Origin of the sequence: Acrocarpospora corrugata (assembly GCF_009687845.1) — a bacterium.
Classification (GTDB): Bacteria; Actinomycetota; Actinomycetes; order Streptosporangiales; family Streptosporangiaceae; genus Acrocarpospora; species Acrocarpospora corrugata.
The window spans coordinates 250195-266464 of record NZ_BLAD01000037.1; the positions used below are offsets into that span (position 1 = coordinate 250195).

Consider the following 16270-nt stretch of genomic DNA (forward strand, 5'->3'; position numbering starts at 1 on the left):
TACATGGATACGTTCCAACCCATTGACGGATTTTTCGGTACTGGTTACGTTCACATGAACTCGCGACACGCTCCCGAAACAAGTCCATATATGTGAACATGAGGTGGTCTGATGTCACGCCATCTGTTCGGGGCCGTGATCGCCATCGCGCTCGCCACCACCGTGGCCGGGTGCGGTTCCGATGATGTCGCCGGCGGCGAACCGCTCGAAATCTGGATCCGGCAGCCGCCGGACTCCGACGCCGCCAAGACCGCGGCCAAGCTGGCCGCCGCCTTCACCACGGCCAGCGGGGTGCAGACGAAGGTCGTCGCCCTGCTGGACGACTTCGAGACCAAACTGCAGCAGCAGGCCGCGCAGAAGAACCTGCCGGACATCGTCATCAACGACACCGCCCAGCTCGGCAACATGCAGACCCAGGGCTGGCTGCGCGAGGTCGACAAGGCCGCGCTTCAGGGCGGCGACCAGCTGGCCGACCGGGCCTGGCAGGCCGCCCAGGCGAGCGACGGCAAGTACTACGCGGCGCCCTTCTCGGCGCAGTCGTTCGCGCTGATCGTCAGGAAGGACTGGCGCGAGAAGCTCGGCCTGGAACCCCCGCAGAGCTGGGGCGACCTGGCCGCGCTCGCCAAGGCGTTCACCGAGAAGGACCCGGACGGCAACGGCGCCGCCGACACGGCCGGCTTCGTCATCCCGGCCAGCACCAAACGCGGCTACGCCTCCTGGTACGCCGCCTCGATGATCTACGCCAACGGCGGCGCCTTCCTCACCCCCACCGGCCCCGGCAAGTTCGCCCCCGCCGTCGCCGACCCCAAGTTCGTGGAAGCCATCACCTTCCTGCAGGACCAGTTCTGCGCCGCCAAGACGGTCAACCCGGGCGCGGTCAGCAACGACACCACCGTCACCCACGAGGTGTTCGAGAAGGGCCAGGGCGGGATCTACCTGGTCGGTCCGTACGTGCTGGCGAGGTTCGAGCAGTCCATCGGCGCGGACAAGCTCGAAGTCGTCAAGGTGCCCAAGGGGCCGTCCGGCGGCCCCGGCACACTCGGCGAAGGCGAGAACGTCTACCTGATGGCGGGCTCCGCCGACGAGGCCGGTCAGCAGAAGTTCGCCGAGTTCGCGGTGTCCGCCGAAGGCCAGCGGATCGGCATGAACAAGGACGCCCCCGGCGCTATCGTCCGGCTCCCGGTCAACTCGACCGTGGACATGGGGGCTGAGCGCAAGGCGCCCGGCTGGAAGGTCTTCCAGGAGGCGTACGCGGACGCGGTCTACAGTTCGGCGGTGCCCAACTGGGCGCCCATCCGGCAGACCACCGCCGACGCGATCAACGCCGTCTGGGCCGACTGCTCGGCCGACGTCAAGACCGGTATGGACGGCCTGGCGACCAAGCTGACGGCGGAACTGCAGGCCCAGAAGGCATCGTGACGCACTCCCGGCGAGGTACGGCAGTGGTGTGGCTGCTTCTGGCGCCCGCGCTGCTGCTGTTCCTCTACTTCAAGTTCATCCCGATGGGGCTGGGCCTGTGGAAGAGCTTCTTCAAGGTCCAGCCGTTCCTCGGGGACGAATGGGTGGGCCTGGACAACTACCGCGCGATCATGGCGGACGACGCGTTCGTCGGCGCGGTCTGGCACAGCCTGCTGCTGGCCGTGGGGACCACCGCCGGGTCGCTCGCCCTCGGGCTCGGGCTCGCGCTGCTGATCGAGGGGCCGGCGCGATATCTCTGGTTCGTCCGGGCGGCGGTCTTCCTGCCGGTGGTCACCACGATGGCGGCGGTGGCGGAGGTGTGGCGGATCATGTACCACCCGGCGGACACCGGGCTGCTCAACACGATTCTCGGCTGGATCGCGATCGACCCGCAGCCGTTCCTGGCCAGCGAGCACTCCTCGCTCTGGTCGATCATGGGCATGAACGTCTGGCGCGGCGCGCCGTACGACATGATGATCATTCTGGCCGGGCTGGTGGGCATCGACCGGACCCTGTACGAAGCGGCGGCCGTCGACGGAGCGACCACCTGGCGGCGGCTGCGGCACATCACCCTGCCCGCGCTGCGGCCGGTCTTCTGGATCCTGTTCACCCTCGCCGCCATCCGCGGCCTGCGGGTGTTCGTCGAGGTGTACGTGCTGACCAACGGCGGCCCGAACGGCTCCTCCGAGGTCATCATGACCCTGATCTACAAGCTGGGATTCCAGCGCGGCGAGCTCGGGGTCGCGTCGGCGGGCGGCGTCGTCCTGTTCGCGGCCACCCTCGTGCTCACCGTCGCCGTCCAGCTCATGCGCCGCAGGCAGGCCCGATGAGATTCGACACCGCGCTCGGCCTGGAGGCCAGAAAGGGCCCGCTCGCCACCCTCGGCAAGATCGTCATGTACGGAGCGATGCTCGTCGTCTTCACCGGACCGCTCTTCGGCCTGCTGGTCAGCGCGTTCAGCCCGACCCTCGACCCGACCGCCTTCACCCTCTGGCCGGACGAGCTCACCCTGGAGAACTTCGCGCAGGCCGGCGAGAAGAACGTCTATCTCTACCTGCTCAACTCGTTCGTGGTCGTCGGGTTCGGCCTGCTGCTGCAACTGGTGGTGAGCGTGTTCGCCGCGTACGCGCTGGCCCGGAAGAAGTTCCGGGGCATGACGTTCGTGCTGCTCATCATGCTGACGACGATGATGCTCCCGGAGGAGATCATCGCGATCCCGCTGTCACTGGTGCTCGCCGACCTGCCGCTCCTGCACGTGAACCTGATCGACACCTACCTCGGGATGATCCTGCCGGTCGGCGCGTGGGGTTTCTCGATCCTGGTGATGACCGAGTTCATGAAAGAGGTCCCGATCGAGCTGGAGGAGGCCGCCAGGATCGACGGCGCCGGCGAGCTGCGCACCTTCTTCACCATCATCCTGCCGCTCTGCCGCCCCGCCCTCGGCGTGATCGGCGTCTTCGGCTTCACCATGATCTGGGATCAGTACCTGCTGCCGCTCATCGTGGCCAACGAGTCCGACCACTGGACGCTGCCCATCGCGCTGCGCTCGCTCCGCTCCGACGAGGAGGCCGGCATCGGGGTGCTGCTCGCGGCGTCGCTGCTGGCCCTGCTGCCGTCGGTGATCGCGTTCCTGGCGTTCCAGCGCCAGTTCATGCGTGGTCTGACCAGCGGCGCGGTCAAAGGGTAGGTGTCCATGTATCTGGACGGCATCCGGTATTCTGCCCGTCATATAGCACAACGACGGAAATGGGACAGCTATGGAGCCCCAGCTGGTCAAGTCCGCCGAGCGAACGGTCCGCATCCTCGAAGCCCTCGCCGCGTCCCCCGACCGTCTGACCCTCTCCGAACTCCAGCAACTCACGGGTTTCCCGCGGAGCAGCCTGCACGCGCTGATGCGCACCCTCGCCGAACTGAAGTGGATCGAGGCGACCGGGTCGGCGTACGGGATCGGGCCGCACGCCTTACTGACCGGGACCGCTTACCTGGACAAGGACCTGGCCCTGCCGCTCGCGCACGACACGCTGGAGGACCTGCGCGAGGAGATCGGGCATACGGTTCATTTCGCGCGCCGGGATGGGGCGCATGTGCTGTATCTGGCCAGCCGGGAGTCGAGGGAACGGCATCGGATGATCCCCCGGGTCGGGCGTCGGCTGCCCGCTCACGTGACCGCGCTCGGGCAGGTGCTGCTCGCGCAGTTGACCGACGACGAGGTGGGGGCGTTGCTGCCGTCGCCGCTGGTGCGGATCACCGATCACACGATCACCGAACTGGTACGGCTCAGCGGGGAACTGGACCAGGTCCGGGGGCGGGGGTACGCGTACGAGCGGGAGCAGGGCACGCCCGGGGTGGCTTGTGTGGCGGTCGCCGTCGACTACCGGATTCCGGCGACGGACGCGATCAGTTGTTCCATGCCGTCCGGGTTGCCCGCGGAGGAGATCGAGAAGGTCGCGGACGCTGTGATGCGGCATACCCGCAAACTCGCCGCGGCTTTGCGCCGAGAGGGTATTCGTTAGCCGCCATCAGGCGGGACGGCGCAGCGGGTGGGCGGGCCGAGCTTGTGCGTGACCCGGTTGAAGCGCCGTTCACGCAGGTGATGGTCCCCACCGCCTGGGCGCCAAAGAGGCGCGGCCCATTCTGTTGGTGGTGCCGCCAAGCGGGTAGCCACCGCGACAGCGGGGTCGGGCGGAGCCCGAGAGAGATCCAAAGGGTGGATGGGTGGGAGAACCACGCCTGCCCGGCGGAGCCGCCGTCATCGTCGCCAGGGCGGCCATCGGGGGCGGGCGGAGGCCCGCAATCAAACAAACGGGTGGGTGGGAGAACCACTCCGACTTTCGTAGGAGGAAATAATGCGTCTTGATGGGGTTCTCTTTTTTCCGGTTACTCCTTTTGCGGCGGATGGTTCGCTGAATCTGCGGGGGCTTGCCGAGCATGTGGCGGATGGGGTTGCGGCAGGGCCTGGGGGAGTTTTTGCCGCTTGTGGGACGGGGGAGTTCAATGCGCTGAGCTTGGATGAATACGCGGCGGTGGTGGCGACTACGGTGGAGGCAGTCGGGGGGCGGGTGCCGGTTATTTCGGGGGCTGGGGGTTCGCTTCCGTTTGCGCAGGCGTGTGCGGGTGCGGCGGCGAGGGCGGGGGCGGAGGGGTTGCTGTTGATGCCGCCCTATCTGGTGACGGCACCGGCGTCTGGCCTAGTGGAATATGTTCGGCAAATCGCTCAGGTTACGGATTTGCCGATTATTGTTTACCAGCGTGGAACTGCCAGGTTCACGCCTGATGCGGTGGTAGAACTTGCCGAACTTCCCAACGTCATCGGTTTCAAGGACGGCTTGGGTGATATCGACTTGCTTCAGCGGATCATCCTGCGGGTGCGTCAAGCCACTGACCGTGAGTTCACGTTCTTCAACGGGCTTCCTACCGCCGAACTCACCGTCCCCGCCTATCGCGGGCTTGGAGTTCCGCTCTATTCGAGCGCCGTCTTCGCCTTCGCCCCCGAAATCGCGCTGGCCTTCTACAAAGCGATCACCGATGGCGACGAACTGCTGACCCGGCGACTGCTGACCAAGTTCTACCTCCCCCTGGTAGACCTGCGCGACCGCGTACCCGGCTACGCGGTATCCCTGGTCAAAGCAGGCGTGCGGCTACGCGGCCTGGACGCGGGAACAGTAAGAGCCCCACTCGTGGACCCCACTCCCGAACACATCACCACCCTCGCGCAACTTATCGAAGCGGGCCTCGCAATCGCCTCATAACCCTGGTCGGCACCCAAAGTCTGGCGGTCGTTCCCCATGAACATCCGAGAGATCACCGTAACCCCGGTCGCCTTCCGCGACCCGCCCCTGCTCAACGCCGCCGGCGTACACGAGCCCTGGGCCCTGCGAACAATCGTCGAGGTAACCACTGACGAGGGCCTGACCGGCCTGGGCGAAACCTACGGCGACCTGGGCCACCTCACCAAAGTACGCGAAGCCGCCGCCGCCCTAATCGGCCTCGACATCTACCAACAAAACCAGATATATCACCGCATCACCACAGTAGTCGGCGACGCCGTAAGCGACCTCCACGGCCTGACCGGAGTGGCCACCAAAGAGAAAAGCATCGACCGCGTCTACTCCCCATTCGAAGTAGCCTGCCTCGACATCCAAGGCAAAGCCATCGGCCGCCCCGTCTCCGACCTCTTCGGCGGCGCGGTCCGCGACGCCGTCCCCTACAGCGCCTACCTCTTCTACAAATGGCCCGGCCACCCCGATTCCCCCGACGACCGTTTCGGCCCGGCCCTGACCCCCGAAGGAATCGTCACCCAAGCCCGCCTGCTAATCGACGAGTACGGCTTCCAATCGATAAAACTAAAAGGCGGCGTCTACCCCCCAGACCAGGAAATCGACGCGATCCTCGCCCTCCGCGAAGCCTTCCCCACCCACCCCCTCCGCCTGGACCCCAACGCCGTCTGGTCAGTGGAAACCTCAATCCGCGTCGCCCAAGCCCTCGACGGCACTCTCGAATACCTGGAAGACCCCACCTCCGGCATCCCCGGAATGGCCGCCGTCGCAGCCGAAGCCCCCATGCCCCTGGCCACCAACATGTGCGTGGTCACCCACGACCACCTCCCACCCGCCATCGCCCAGCGCGCCATCGGCGTCCTCCTCTCCGACCACCACTACTGGGGCGGCCTGACCCGCTCAGTCCAGTTGGCCCGCCTCTGCGAAACCTTCGGCATAGCGGTCTCCATGCACTCCAACTCCCACCTGGGCATCAGCCTCGCCGCCATGACCCACCTCGCGGCCGCCGTCCCCCACGTCACCACCGCCTGCGACACCCACACCCCCTGGCAGGACGGCCAGGACGTCATCGCCCCCGGAACGCTCCGCTTCGTCAACGGCGCCGTCCCCGTCCCCACCACCCCCGGCCTCGGCATCGAACTAGACCACGACGCCCTCGCCACCATGCACGAGCAGTACCTCAAATGCGGCCTCACCGTCCGCGACGACACCACCTACATCCGCCGCTTCGACCCCACATTCCCCACCACCAGACCCCGCTGGTGAACTGCGACCGCGTTCCCCGCCAGTGACCATCGCCCCCGCTGTCCGCACCGAGAGGCCCTGCTGGTGAACATCGGCTACGTCTTCCCGTGGGACATAGTCGGCGACCCCGCCGCCCCCGAACGCCTGGCCGCCACCGGCGTCGACGCGATAGCCCTGGCCGCCTCCTACCACTCCACCCGCGCCGCGACCCCCTTCCACCCCGCCCACCGCGTCCTGGAAGTCCCTCATTCGGCCTTCTACCTCCCCGTACGCCGACCCGCCTACGGCGTCCTCCACCCTCACGCACCAACCTGGACACCCCCGGACGCCTACCTCCAGGCCCGGGACGCACTCGCCTCAGTCGGCCTGCCGGTCCACGCCTGGACCCCCCTCACCCACAACACCCTCCTCGGCCGCCTCCACCCCGAACTGACGGTCCGCAACGCCTTCGGCGACCGATACCCGCACGCCCTCTGCCCGTCCCACGAGGACGTCCTCGACTACTGCACCCGCCTGATCAGCGAGATCGTCGAACTCGGCGACCCCGCCGGACTCATCCTCGAAGCCTGCGGCCCCATGGGCGTGACCCACCAGAGCGTCCACGACAAGACAGCCGGCGCCGACTGGTCCGCCACCCAGTCCGCCCTCCTCTCCCTCTGCTTCTGCACCGCCTGCACGCCGAAATACCCCGACCCCCGAACCCAGGCCCGAGTCCGCACCGCGATCGATACCTCCGCCACCTCGATGCAGGAAGCCCTGGGCGACCTCACCCAGCCGATCGCCCACCTCCGCACAGCCCTGACGACCACCCTGCTCACCCGGCTGATCCCCGCCACCCAAGGCCGCCCGCTCCGCCTCCACGCCTCCACCGACCACTGGTCCACCGGCTCCTTCGCCGCGCTCCCGCCCCAGAACCAGCACGGCCTCACCGGGGCCGCCGCCCTCTGCTGGGGCCCAGACGACGAGGCCACCACGAACCTCGCCCGCCTGGCGCATCCCGCCCGAAAACTCGGCGCGTACACGACGATCCTGCCCCCAAGACCCCCAGACCCCGACCAGCTCGCACGCTCCTTCGCGGCCTACTCAAAGGCAGGCGCGGACGAACTTCACCTCTACCACCTGGGCCTCGCGTCGCAGGCCCGGCTGGCCGCCATGACCGTCGCGCTCCGTTGATCTACATTGTAAAGTCCGGTGAGCTGTCCTGTGCACTTGAAGAATTCTTCAATTGCTAACATGATGTGATCGCAAGTGAGCTGGGACGGATCGGAGGCATGGTGCCGGGCTTCGCGGGTGGGCTTCGCCGCCGGGTCGAGGAGGCGCGGGCGGCGTCGCGGGCGGCGAAGGAGGCCGACGACCTGTACGCCGTCCAGGCGCACACGGCGGATCTGGAGGATCTGCTGCGTCTCGCCGAGGAACACGGTGTGTCGATAGAACCCGAGGAGGAGTAGCCATGCCCGTGCCGCTCTACCAGGCCAAGGCCGAGTTCTTCCGGACGCTGGGGCATCCCGTGCGAATCCGGGTCCTGGAGCTCCTGCAGGACGGGCCGCTTCCGGTGCGTGACCTGCTGGCCAGCCTGGACGTGGAGGCCAGCAGCCTGTCCCAGCAGCTGGCCGTGCTGCGCCGTACCGGCATCGTGGTGTCCACCCGGGAAGGTGCCACGGTCGTATATGCGCTGAGCAGCGATGAATTCGTCACGTTGCTGAAGGTCGCGCGGACCATCCTGGCGGACCTGATCTCCGGCCAGGAGGGCCTGCTGGCCGAGCTGCGCGAGTCCGACACCGCGCCGTCGGACTGACCCTGGAGTTCATGGTGAGTTTGCTGCGGAAGATCAGAAAGACGGGCCGGGTGGCCGAGCCCGCCCCCGAACGGACCCTGGAAGACCTGCCGGCGGCGGCACAGCTGCGCGGTTCCGTGCAGATCAGGCACGTGGACGCGGGTTCCTGCAACGGCTGCGAGGTCGAGATCGCCTCGGCGTTCGGCCCGGTCTACGACGGCGAACGGTATGGCGCCCGCCTGGTGGCCTCGCCGCGGCACGCCGACGCGCTCCTGGTGACGGGTCCGGTGACGCGCAACATGGCGTCGGCTCTGCGCCGCACGTTCGAGGCGGTGCCGGAGCCGCGGCTGGTGGTCGCGTTGGGCGACTGCGCCCGCGACTGCGGCGTGTTCGCGGGCGCGTACGGCGTGGCGGGCGCGGTGCGCGACGTGGTGCCCGTCGATCTGGAGGTGCCGGGCTGCCCGCCGGAACCTCAAGTGATCATTGAGGCGCTGCGGAGGATGACCGGTCGATGATCCTGGTCGGTGTCTGGTACGTCGCGGCGTTGTCGGCGTGCGCGCTGGCCGCGCTCGCCGCCGTGCTCGGGCCGGCGCGCGGGCGCCCGGCCCTGGTCGGCACGATCACCGTGGGAGCGGGTGCGCTCGCGGCGGTCGCGGGGGTGGCCGCGATGGGTGGCGGCGGCTGGCAGGCGTGGCTGCCCGAGGTGCTGCCGCTGGCGGGCGTACGGCTGGCCATCGACCCGCTGTCGGGCGTGTTCATCGCCGTCACGGGTGCGGTCACCAGCTGCGCCGCCCTGTACGGGGTGGGTTACGCCAAGGACGGGCACGGCCCGGCGGGACGGGTGACCCAGGCCGCGGTGCCGCTCTTCGTGGCCTCGATGCTGCTGGTTCCGGCGGCGGCGAGCGTCAGCACGCTACTGCTCACCTGGGAGTTGATGGCGATCACGTCGCTGCTGCTGGTGCTGGCGGAGCACCGGCGGCGGGCGGCGGTGGGGGAGGCGGCGCTCTGGTACGCCGTGATGACCCACCTGGGATTGGTGGCGATCCTGTCCGGCCTGTTCGCCTTCGCCGCTTCGGCGGGCGGGGAGTCCTTCGCCCAGTTGCGGGCCGCCGAACTGTCCCCGGCGATGCGCTCCGCGGTGTTCGTGGCGACCTTCGTCGGGTTCGCGTCCAAGGCGGGGATCGTGCCGTTGCACGTGTGGCTGCCCCGGGCGCACCCGGAAGCGCCGAGTCATGTGTCGGCGTTGATGAGTGCCGCGATGGTGAACCTGGGCTGCTACGGCATCCTGCGGGTCGGGCTTGATCTGCTGGGCGGCGGCCCGGCCTGGTGGTGGCTGCTGGTCCTGGCCGCGGGTGCGGTCTCCGCCCTGTATGGGATCTTGCACGCGGTGGTGGCCGCGGATCTGAAGCGGCTGCTCGCCTACTCCACCACCGAGAACATGGGCCTGGTGCTGATCGGTCTGGGCGCGGCCGGCTTCTTCGCCACCGCGGGCTTCGACGCACTGGCGGGCGTCGCGTTGACGGCGGCTTTGCTGCACGTGGTCAACCATGCGGCGTTCAAGACGGTGTTGTTCCTGGCGGCCGGTTCGGTGCTGCGGGCCACGGGCACCCGCGACCTGGACGCGCTGGGCGGGCTGCGTACGCGCATGCCGTACACGACCGGGCTGTTCGCGGTCGGCGCGCTGTGCGCGTCCGCGTTGCCGCCCGGCAACGCCTTCATCAGCGAGTGGCTGCTACTGCAGAGCCTGATCCAGTCAGGGTCGGTCTCCGGCCTGGCCGGGGTCGTCCTCATGCCGCTGGCCGTCGCGGTGATCGCGCTGTCGGCGGGGCTGGCGGTGGCCACGTTCGTGAAGGCGTTCGGCGTCGGGTTCCTGGCCCGGCCGCGCAGCCCGGCCGCCGGGGCGGCCCGGGAGAGCCCGCCGGCCATGGTGGGCGGGATGGCGCTGGCGGCCGGGTGCTGCCTGGCCCTGGCCTTGGCCCCGGTCCTGATCGTGCCCGCGCTGACCCGGCCCGTCCTGGCCGTGGTCGCCGGTACCGGGGTGAGCGCGCGCGACCTGATCCTGGCCGGCGGAGCCGGCGCGATCTCGCCGACGCTCATCGCGGCAGCCCTCGTGCTGGCCGTCGGCGCCGTGCTGGCGCTGACCCGGGCGGTGATGGTCCGGCGGAGCCGCCGCGTGGCCCGGCTGTGGGACTGCGGGGCCGGGCCGATGTCGGCCCGGATGGAGTACACGGCGACGTCCTTCGCCGAACCGCTTCAGCGGGTCTTCGACGACGTCCTGGCACCGGAGAACGACGTCGATGTGACCCCCGCACGCGAGTCGGCGTACCTGGTGCGGCGGGTGGCCTTCCACGCCCGCGTTCCCGACCGGATCGAGCGCCGCCTCTACGACCCGCTGCTGGCCGTCGCCGACGACGTCGGCATCCGAGCCCGCCGGCTGGCCAACGGCAGCGTGCACCGGTATCTGGCCTTCGGCTTCTGCGTCCTGACCGGCGCGCTGGTGGTGCTGGCGGTGATCGAGTGACCGACGTGGCCGGGGTGGTCCTCCAGGTAGTCCTCGTGGGGCTCGGTTCACCGCTCCTGGTGGGGGTGATGCGGCAGGTCCGGGCCCGGCTGGAAGGGCGGGCCGGAGCGGGGATCTGGCAGCCCTGGCGCGACCTGCGCAAGCTGATGCGCAGGCAGCCGATCACCCCGGCCGGAACGGGGTGGATGTTCCGCGCGGCCCCGCTGCTGCTGCCGGGTACCGCGCTGGTGGTGGCCTCGGTCGTGCCGCTGGTCACCACCGCGTCCCCGCTCGACGGCGTAGCCGACCTGTTCGCGGTGACGGCGCTGCTCACCCTGGGCTCGGTGGCTCTGGCGCTGGCCGGGCTCGACACCGGGACCGCTTTCGGCGGGATGGGGGCCAGCCGTGAGGTGACCGTGCTGGCGCTGGTCGAACCGACCATCCTGTTGTCGGTGTTCGCGCTGTCGGTGCCGGCCGGTTCCACGAACCTGGGCGACATCGTGACCGCCGCCGCCGAGCATCCGCTGTCGCTGATCTCGCCGGTCAGCCTGCTCGCGGCGGTCGCACTGGTGATCGTCTCCATCGCCGAGACCGGCCGCATCCCGGTGGACAATCCCGCCACGCACCTTGAGCTGACGATGATCCATGAGGCGATGACCCTGGAGTACGCCGGGCTCGACCTGGCCCTGATCGAATGGGCGTCGGCGATGCGGCTGAGCCTGCTGCTCGGGTTGCTGGCGGGGCTGTTCGCCCCGTGGGGCATCGCCACGGCCGGAGCCGGGCCGCTCGCGCTGCTGGTCGCCGCGGTGGTGATCGCGCTCAAGGTCACCGTGCTGGGCGGGCTCCTGGCCGCCAGTGAGGTGTTCATGGCCAAGCTGCGGCTCTTCCGCATCCCCGAGCTGCTGGCCGGGTCGTTCCTGATGGCGCTGCTGGCCGTGGCCGCCTCCTACTTTCTGGCGTGATCGACATGACCGAGGCGATCTACGTTCAGCTGCTGTACCTGGCCTGCGGGGCTTTCCTGCTCACCGGGGTGCTGGTGCTCTGGCGGCGCGACCTGTCCGCGATCATCCGGCTGTTCGCTCTGCAGGGCCTCGCGCTGGGGGCCCTGATCCTCGTGCTCGCCGCGTACCAGCGCGATCTCGCGCTCGCGCTGGTCGGCGTCGGCGTCGGGGGATTGCGGGCGGGGCTGCTGCCGTACGTGATGCGACGGGCGCTCGCCGCCGCGGGCGCGCACCGGGAAACCCGGCCACTGGTGAATGCGGCGACCTCGCTGCTGGTGGCCGCGGTGCTGGCGATGCTCGCGTACGCGATCTCGCGTCCGCTGACGCAGCTGGCACCGGGACCGACCATCCGGGCCGTGCCGGTCGCGCTGACCGTGCTGCTGGTCGGCTTCTTCGTCCTGGTCACCAGGCGGCGGGCGTTGTCGCAGGTGGTGGGGTTCCTGTTGATGGACAATGCGATTACCGCGACCGCGTTCCTGACCACCAGCGGCGTGCCGTTGGTGGTGGAGCTGGGCGTCTCCCTGGACGTGCTGCTGGCCGTGCTGGTCCTGTACACGCTGACCGACCGGATCCGGGCGTCCTTCGGCGGCACCGACCTGGACGAACTGCGGGAGCTGCACGACTGATGACCGCTTCTCTGGTGACCGCGCCGATCGTGGTTCCGCTCCTGTCGGCGGCCGGCTACGCCGTGTTCGGGTGGAACCGCCGCACGGCGTGGCTGGGAGCGGTCGCCGCGGCCGGGCTGCTGGTCGGCGCGGCACTCCTGGCGGCCGGGACGCGCGGCGGGGCCGTCCTGGCGGCGTTGGGGCTGCTGCGGGCGGACGCGCTCAGCGCGTACATGCTGATCGTGATCGGCGTGGTGGCCCTGCCGGCGATGCTGGCCGGGCCGGCCTACCTGGCGGCGGAGGCCGCCGCCGGGCACGTGAGCCCGGCGGCGGCACGCAGGTACGGCATGCTCACCCAGATGTTCCTCGCGGCGATGGCACTGGCCGTGCTGGCCGCCAACCTGGGGCTGGTGTGGGTGGCGGTCGAGGCCACCACGATCGTGACCGCCTTCCTGGTCGGGCATCGGCATACCCGCGAGGCCACCGAGGCGGCCTGGAAGTACGTGGTCATCTGCTCGGTCGGCATCGGTCTGGCGCTGCTGGGGGTCGTGCTGGTGTACTTCGCCGCCCTGCACGCCGGGCTCTCCGAGGCCCAGGGCCTGGACCTGGCCATGCTGACCGAGCGTGCCACCGGCCTGGATCCTGGCGTGACCCGGCTCGCCGTCCTGCTGCTCGTGCTCGGGTTCGGGACGAAGGCCGGTCTCGCGCCCATGCACGCCTGGCTGCCGGACGCCCACAGCCAGGCGCCGGCTCCGGTGTCGGCGCTGATGTCGGGCGTGCTGCTGTCGGTGGCGTTCTACGCGATCCTGCGGGTGAAGGTGATCGCCGATCAGGCGCTCGGCCCGGACTTCGCCCGCGTGCTCCTGGTCGTGGCCGCGCTGGGCTCCCTCGCGGTCGCGGCGGCCCTGCTGCTGGCCCAGCGGGACTACAAGCGGCTGCTCGCCTACTCCAGCATCGAGCACATGGGCCTGCTGGCCTTGGGCGCCGCGGTGGGCGACGCTCTCGCGCTGGCCGCGGTGCTGCTGCACGTCCTCGGGCACGGGCTGGCCAAGTCGGTGCTGTTCCTGGGCGCGGGCCACATCCAGCACGCCGTGGGAAGCAGCCGGATCTCGGCCCTGGGCGGCCTGCTCGCGCGGGCCCCGCTGCTGGGCGGCACGTTCGGGCTCGGCCTGCTCGCGCTGCTGGGGCTGCCGCCGTTCAGCCTGTTCGCCAGCGAGCTCGGCATCGCCCGGGCGGGCTTCCCGTCCGGGCTGGGCTGGGCGGTCGTCGTGGCGTTCACGCTGATGCTGGTCATCGTCGCCGCGGTCGGACGGCACGCCCGCCTGATGCTGCTCGGCCCGGCGCCCGCCGTGGCCGCCGAACCGGGCATCAGGGTGCCGCGGGCCGTGGCCGGTTCGCTGGTCGCCGCCCTGGCGGTGTGCGTCCTGCTGGGCGTCACGACCGCGCCGCTGGACGGGCTGCTGCGCTCGGCCGCCGCAATCGCCACCGGAGCCGCCCCATGACCCTCCGCACCGTCACCGATATCCGGCCCCGCGACGTCGTCCATGAGGCCGGGGCGCTGCTCGGCGCGGGCTACCGGCTCGCCTTGGTCTCCGCGCACGAGCAGGCGCGCGGGCTGGAGGTCGTCTACCTGTTCACCGCCGCCGCCCCGGATCGGCGGACCGAGCTTCGCCTGCTGCTGCCGCTGGAGCGGCCCGCCGTCGACAGCCTGGCCGGCCTGTCCTTCCCGGCGGGCCGGTTCGAACGCGAGATGCGCGACCTGTACGGCATCACCCCGCTCGGGCACCCGATGCCGCGCCGTCTGGTCCGGCACCACCACTGGCCGCGCGGCTGGTATCCGATGCGGGCTCAGACCGGACCGCCGCCCGCCTTCGGCGACCCAGAAGGGCCCTTCCCGTTCGTGACCGTGGAAGGCCCCGCCGTCTACGAGATCCCCGTCGGGCCGGTCCACGCCGGGCTCATCGAGCCGGGCCACTTCCGCTTCTCCGTGGTGGGTGAGTCCATCATCAAACTCAAGGCCCGCCTGTGGTTCGTCCACCGCGGCCTGGAGAAACTCTTCCAGGGGCGCGACCCCGCCGACGGGCTCCCGCTGGCCGAGCGGGTCAGCGGTGACACCTCCCTGGGGCATGCCCTGGCGTTCTGCCTGGCCGTCGAGGAGGCCACCGGGCTGGAGGTGAATCCCGCGGCGCACGCAGGGCGGGCGATGCTGCTGGAGCTGGAACGCCTGTACAACCACGTCACCGACCTGGGCGCGCTCTGCAACGACGTCGCCCATTCGATCCTGAACGCCCAGGCCGGGCGGGTACGCGAACAGTTGCTGCGGATCAACGCGGAAGTCACCGGCCACCGGCTGCTGCGCGGCGCCGTCACGATCGGGGGTGTGCGCCTGCGCGCGCTGCCCGACCCCGGCCGGCTGCGGGCGATCGGAGCGGACATCGCCGAGATCGCCGCGCTGGCCCAGGGCCACAGCGTCATCGCCGACCGGTTCACCGGAACCGGCATCCTCCCCGCCCGGGCCGCACGCGACCTCGGCACCCTCGGGTACGTGGCGCGTGCCAGCGGTCTCGACGTGGACGCCCGCCGCGACCATCCGACCCTCGACCTGGGGCCGTTCTCGCCGGTCGTCCAGACCGACGGGGACGTGCTGGCCAGGTTCCAGGTGCGCGTCCGGGAGATCGCCGCCTCGATCGAGCTGATCGCCCGGCTGGCCGAGGGCACAGCTGCCGGCGTCGATCCGAGCAGCGGTCCGCGCGGTACCGGAGTGGGCATCGTCGAGGGCTGGCGGGGGACGATCCTGCACCGGATCGAACTCGATTCCGGCGGCGCGCTCCGCCGGGTCAAGATCGTCGATCCGTCCTTCTTCAACTGGCCCGCCCTGCCGGTCGCGCTCAGCGGGGCGATCGTTCCCGACTTTCCGCTGGTCAACAAGAGCTTCAACCTGTCGTACGCGGGCAACGACCTGTGATCATCGGCTCCTGACGCCAAAATCAGGGCGTCGTTCCCGGGTGGGGACGACGCCCTGAATGGGAGGTGGAGACGGGATTTGAACCCGTGTACACGGCTTTGCAGGCCGTTGCCTCGCCTCTCGGCCACTCCACCGGGGAAGATCCGAGCGGAAGACGGGATTCGAACCCGCGACCCTCACCTTGGCAAGGTGATGCTCTACCACTGAGCCACTTCCGCGAACGCCATCCGGCGATTTCCGAATTCTAGCGGGTTTCCGCGAGTGATCGTCAATCCGGGGCGCGCGTGGCGAGATTGCGGAAGGCTCGGTCGGCGCCGCGTTCGATGGCGGGGAGCATCAGGAAGATCTCCAGGATGCGGGTCAGGCGGTGGACTTCGATGCGGTGGAAGTCGGGGCCTTCGGCGCGGGCGAGCACCAGGGACAGCGCGAGCGGGGGGAGCGGCGCGGTGATCAGGTGCAGGCCGGATTCGAGGGTCGAGGCCGTGGGGCGAGCAGGCGTCTCGGCGGGGTACGGGATGTTTTCCGGCGCGCGCCAGCTGGAGTAGACGGTCTCGCGAGGGATGCGGTCGGTCCCGGCGGCGGCCCAGTCGGCGCTGAACAGGACGGGCATCGAGTCGATGAGCGTGGCCAGCGCGCGCTCCCCCGCCGTGGTCAGGAACTTGAGGATTTCCAGTTCCGGGTAGGTGCCGGGGGCTTCGCGGGTGGACCAGATCCCCTCGACCTTGATGTCGTCGATGGCTTCCAGGGCGCTGATCAGGTATTCGCGCGGGGCCGCGTCCGGCCAGTAGACGGTGAAGTCGTCGACGGCGCGGCCGTCGCCGCGTTCCAGCACGACGACCTGGGTTATGTCCGCTCCGGCCGCGCCGAGCGCGCTGGTCACCTGCCCCAGCGAACCCGGACGATCCGGTACGGCGATGCGCAGCCGCAACAACATGGACGACCTCCC

Annotated in this window: 16 protein-coding genes and 2 tRNA genes; 15 read left to right on the top strand and 3 right to left on the bottom strand. The window is 69.8% G+C overall.

Going from position 1 to position 16270, the window contains the following annotated elements; translation table 11 throughout:
• The first annotated feature begins 111 nt into the window (after positions 1-111).
• From Acor_RS04385 to Acor_RS04455, 15 genes are all read left to right on the top strand, one after another.
• Positions 112-1419, top strand: coding sequence for a type 2 periplasmic-binding domain-containing protein (locus Acor_RS04385; RefSeq protein WP_155335199.1), 1308 nt, complete (start codon positions 112-114; stop codon positions 1417-1419).
• Between the two features lie 23 nt (positions 1420-1442).
• Positions 1443-2288: a carbohydrate ABC transporter permease gene (locus Acor_RS04390; RefSeq protein WP_246238420.1), complete on the top strand. Its 846-nt coding sequence runs from the start codon at positions 1443-1445 to the stop codon at positions 2286-2288.
• Entirely contained in the window at positions 2285-3145 is an 861-nt protein-coding gene (locus Acor_RS04395; protein WP_155335200.1) for a carbohydrate ABC transporter permease, read from the top strand. Before Acor_RS04390 ends, Acor_RS04395 begins: the two co-directional genes overlap by 4 nt.
• Positions 3146-3215: 70 nt before the next feature.
• Positions 3216-3971 (top strand): IclR family transcriptional regulator, encoded by a 756-nt coding sequence (locus Acor_RS04400; protein WP_155335201.1) that lies wholly within the window; start codon positions 3216-3218, stop codon positions 3969-3971.
• 333 nt (positions 3972-4304) lie between these two features.
• Complete coding sequence (locus Acor_RS04405) at positions 4305-5207, top strand: 5-dehydro-4-deoxyglucarate dehydratase (protein WP_155335202.1); 903 nt, start codon at positions 4305-4307, stop codon at positions 5205-5207.
• 36 nt (positions 5208-5243) lie between these two features.
• On the top strand, positions 5244-6500 hold the full coding sequence (locus Acor_RS04410) for a glucarate dehydratase family protein (protein WP_155335203.1): 1257 nt from the start codon (positions 5244-5246) through the stop codon (positions 6498-6500).
• 63 nt (positions 6501-6563) lie between these two features.
• The gene (locus Acor_RS04415) at positions 6564-7652 is read left to right on the top strand and encodes a hypothetical protein (RefSeq protein ID WP_155335204.1); all 1089 of its coding nucleotides are present in this window, start codon (positions 6564-6566) and stop codon (positions 7650-7652) included.
• A 65-nt stretch (positions 7653-7717) separates the two neighbouring features.
• Complete coding sequence (locus Acor_RS04420; RefSeq protein WP_155335205.1) at positions 7718-7927, top strand: hypothetical protein; 210 nt, start codon at positions 7718-7720, stop codon at positions 7925-7927.
• Between the two features lie 2 nt (positions 7928-7929).
• Positions 7930-8274, top strand: a complete 345-nt coding sequence (locus Acor_RS04425) for an ArsR/SmtB family transcription factor (RefSeq protein WP_155335206.1) — start codon at positions 7930-7932, stop codon at positions 8272-8274.
• Between the two features lie 11 nt (positions 8275-8285).
• Positions 8286-8768, top strand: coding sequence for an NADH-quinone oxidoreductase subunit B family protein (locus tag Acor_RS04430; protein ID WP_246238421.1), 483 nt, complete (start codon positions 8286-8288; stop codon positions 8766-8768).
• Entirely contained in the window at positions 8765-10774 is a 2010-nt protein-coding gene (locus Acor_RS04435; protein ID WP_155335207.1) for a proton-conducting transporter transmembrane domain-containing protein, read from the top strand. Before Acor_RS04430 ends, Acor_RS04435 begins: the two co-directional genes overlap by 4 nt.
• Positions 10771-11715: a respiratory chain complex I subunit 1 family protein gene (locus Acor_RS04440; RefSeq protein ID WP_155335208.1), complete on the top strand. Its 945-nt coding sequence runs from the start codon at positions 10771-10773 to the stop codon at positions 11713-11715. The genes Acor_RS04435 and Acor_RS04440 overlap by 4 nt, the downstream gene beginning before the upstream one ends.
• Before the next feature lie 5 nt (positions 11716-11720).
• Positions 11721-12380 (top strand): hypothetical protein, encoded by a 660-nt coding sequence (locus tag Acor_RS04445; protein ID WP_155335275.1) that lies wholly within the window; start codon positions 11721-11723, stop codon positions 12378-12380.
• Positions 12380-13861, top strand: coding sequence for a proton-conducting transporter transmembrane domain-containing protein (locus tag Acor_RS04450; RefSeq protein WP_155335209.1), 1482 nt, complete (start codon positions 12380-12382; stop codon positions 13859-13861). Before Acor_RS04445 ends, Acor_RS04450 begins: the two co-directional genes overlap by 1 nt.
• Positions 13858-15324 (top strand): hydrogenase large subunit, encoded by a 1467-nt coding sequence (locus Acor_RS04455; RefSeq protein WP_155335210.1) that lies wholly within the window; start codon positions 13858-13860, stop codon positions 15322-15324. Before Acor_RS04450 ends, Acor_RS04455 begins: the two co-directional genes overlap by 4 nt.
• A gap of 63 nt (positions 15325-15387) precedes the next feature.
• Here Acor_RS04455 and Acor_RS04460 read toward each other — a convergent pair.
• The 3 genes from Acor_RS04460 to Acor_RS04470 form a co-directional block, all read right to left on the bottom strand.
• Positions 15388-15458, bottom strand: a tRNA-Cys gene (locus Acor_RS04460).
• Positions 15459-15470: 12 nt separating this feature from the next.
• A tRNA-Gly gene (locus Acor_RS04465) sits at positions 15471-15542 on the bottom strand.
• Positions 15543-15592: 50 nt separating this feature from the next.
• Entirely contained in the window at positions 15593-16258 is a 666-nt protein-coding gene (locus Acor_RS04470; protein WP_155335211.1) for an ACT domain-containing protein, read from the bottom strand.
• Between the last annotated feature and the right edge of the window lie 12 nt (positions 16259-16270).

What these genes read in the sequence shown, in the direction of transcription:
- Acor_RS04410 (WP_155335203.1), top strand. Translation starts at nt 5,244, where the DNA reads ATGAACATCCGAGAGATCACCGTAACCCCGGTCGCCTTCCGCGACCCG.
- Acor_RS04400 (WP_155335201.1), top strand. Translation starts at nt 3,216, where the DNA reads ATGGAGCCCCAGCTGGTCAAGTCCGCCGAGCGAACGGTCCGCATCCTC.
- Acor_RS04425 (WP_155335206.1), top strand. Translation starts at nt 7,930, where the DNA reads ATGCCCGTGCCGCTCTACCAGGCCAAGGCCGAGTTCTTCCGGACGCTG.
- Acor_RS04450 (WP_155335209.1), top strand. Translation starts at nt 12,380, where the DNA reads ATGACCGCTTCTCTGGTGACCGCGCCGATCGTGGTTCCGCTCCTGTCG.
- Acor_RS04455 (WP_155335210.1), top strand. Translation starts at nt 13,858, where the DNA reads ATGACCCTCCGCACCGTCACCGATATCCGGCCCCGCGACGTCGTCCAT.
- Acor_RS04385 (WP_155335199.1), top strand. Translation starts at nt 112, where the DNA reads ATGTCACGCCATCTGTTCGGGGCCGTGATCGCCATCGCGCTCGCCACC.
- Acor_RS04470 (WP_155335211.1), bottom strand. Translation starts at nt 16,258, where the DNA reads ATGTTGTTGCGGCTGCGCATCGCCGTACCGGATCGTCCGGGTTCGCTG.
- Acor_RS04445 (WP_155335275.1), top strand. Translation starts at nt 11,721, where the DNA reads ATGACCGAGGCGATCTACGTTCAGCTGCTGTACCTGGCCTGCGGGGCT.
- Acor_RS04405 (WP_155335202.1), top strand. Translation starts at nt 4,305, where the DNA reads ATGCGTCTTGATGGGGTTCTCTTTTTTCCGGTTACTCCTTTTGCGGCG.
- Acor_RS04395 (WP_155335200.1), top strand. Translation starts at nt 2,285, where the DNA reads ATGAGATTCGACACCGCGCTCGGCCTGGAGGCCAGAAAGGGCCCGCTC.
- Acor_RS04430 (WP_246238421.1), top strand. Translation starts at nt 8,286, where the DNA reads ATGGTGAGTTTGCTGCGGAAGATCAGAAAGACGGGCCGGGTGGCCGAG.
- Acor_RS04435 (WP_155335207.1), top strand. Translation starts at nt 8,765, where the DNA reads ATGATCCTGGTCGGTGTCTGGTACGTCGCGGCGTTGTCGGCGTGCGCG.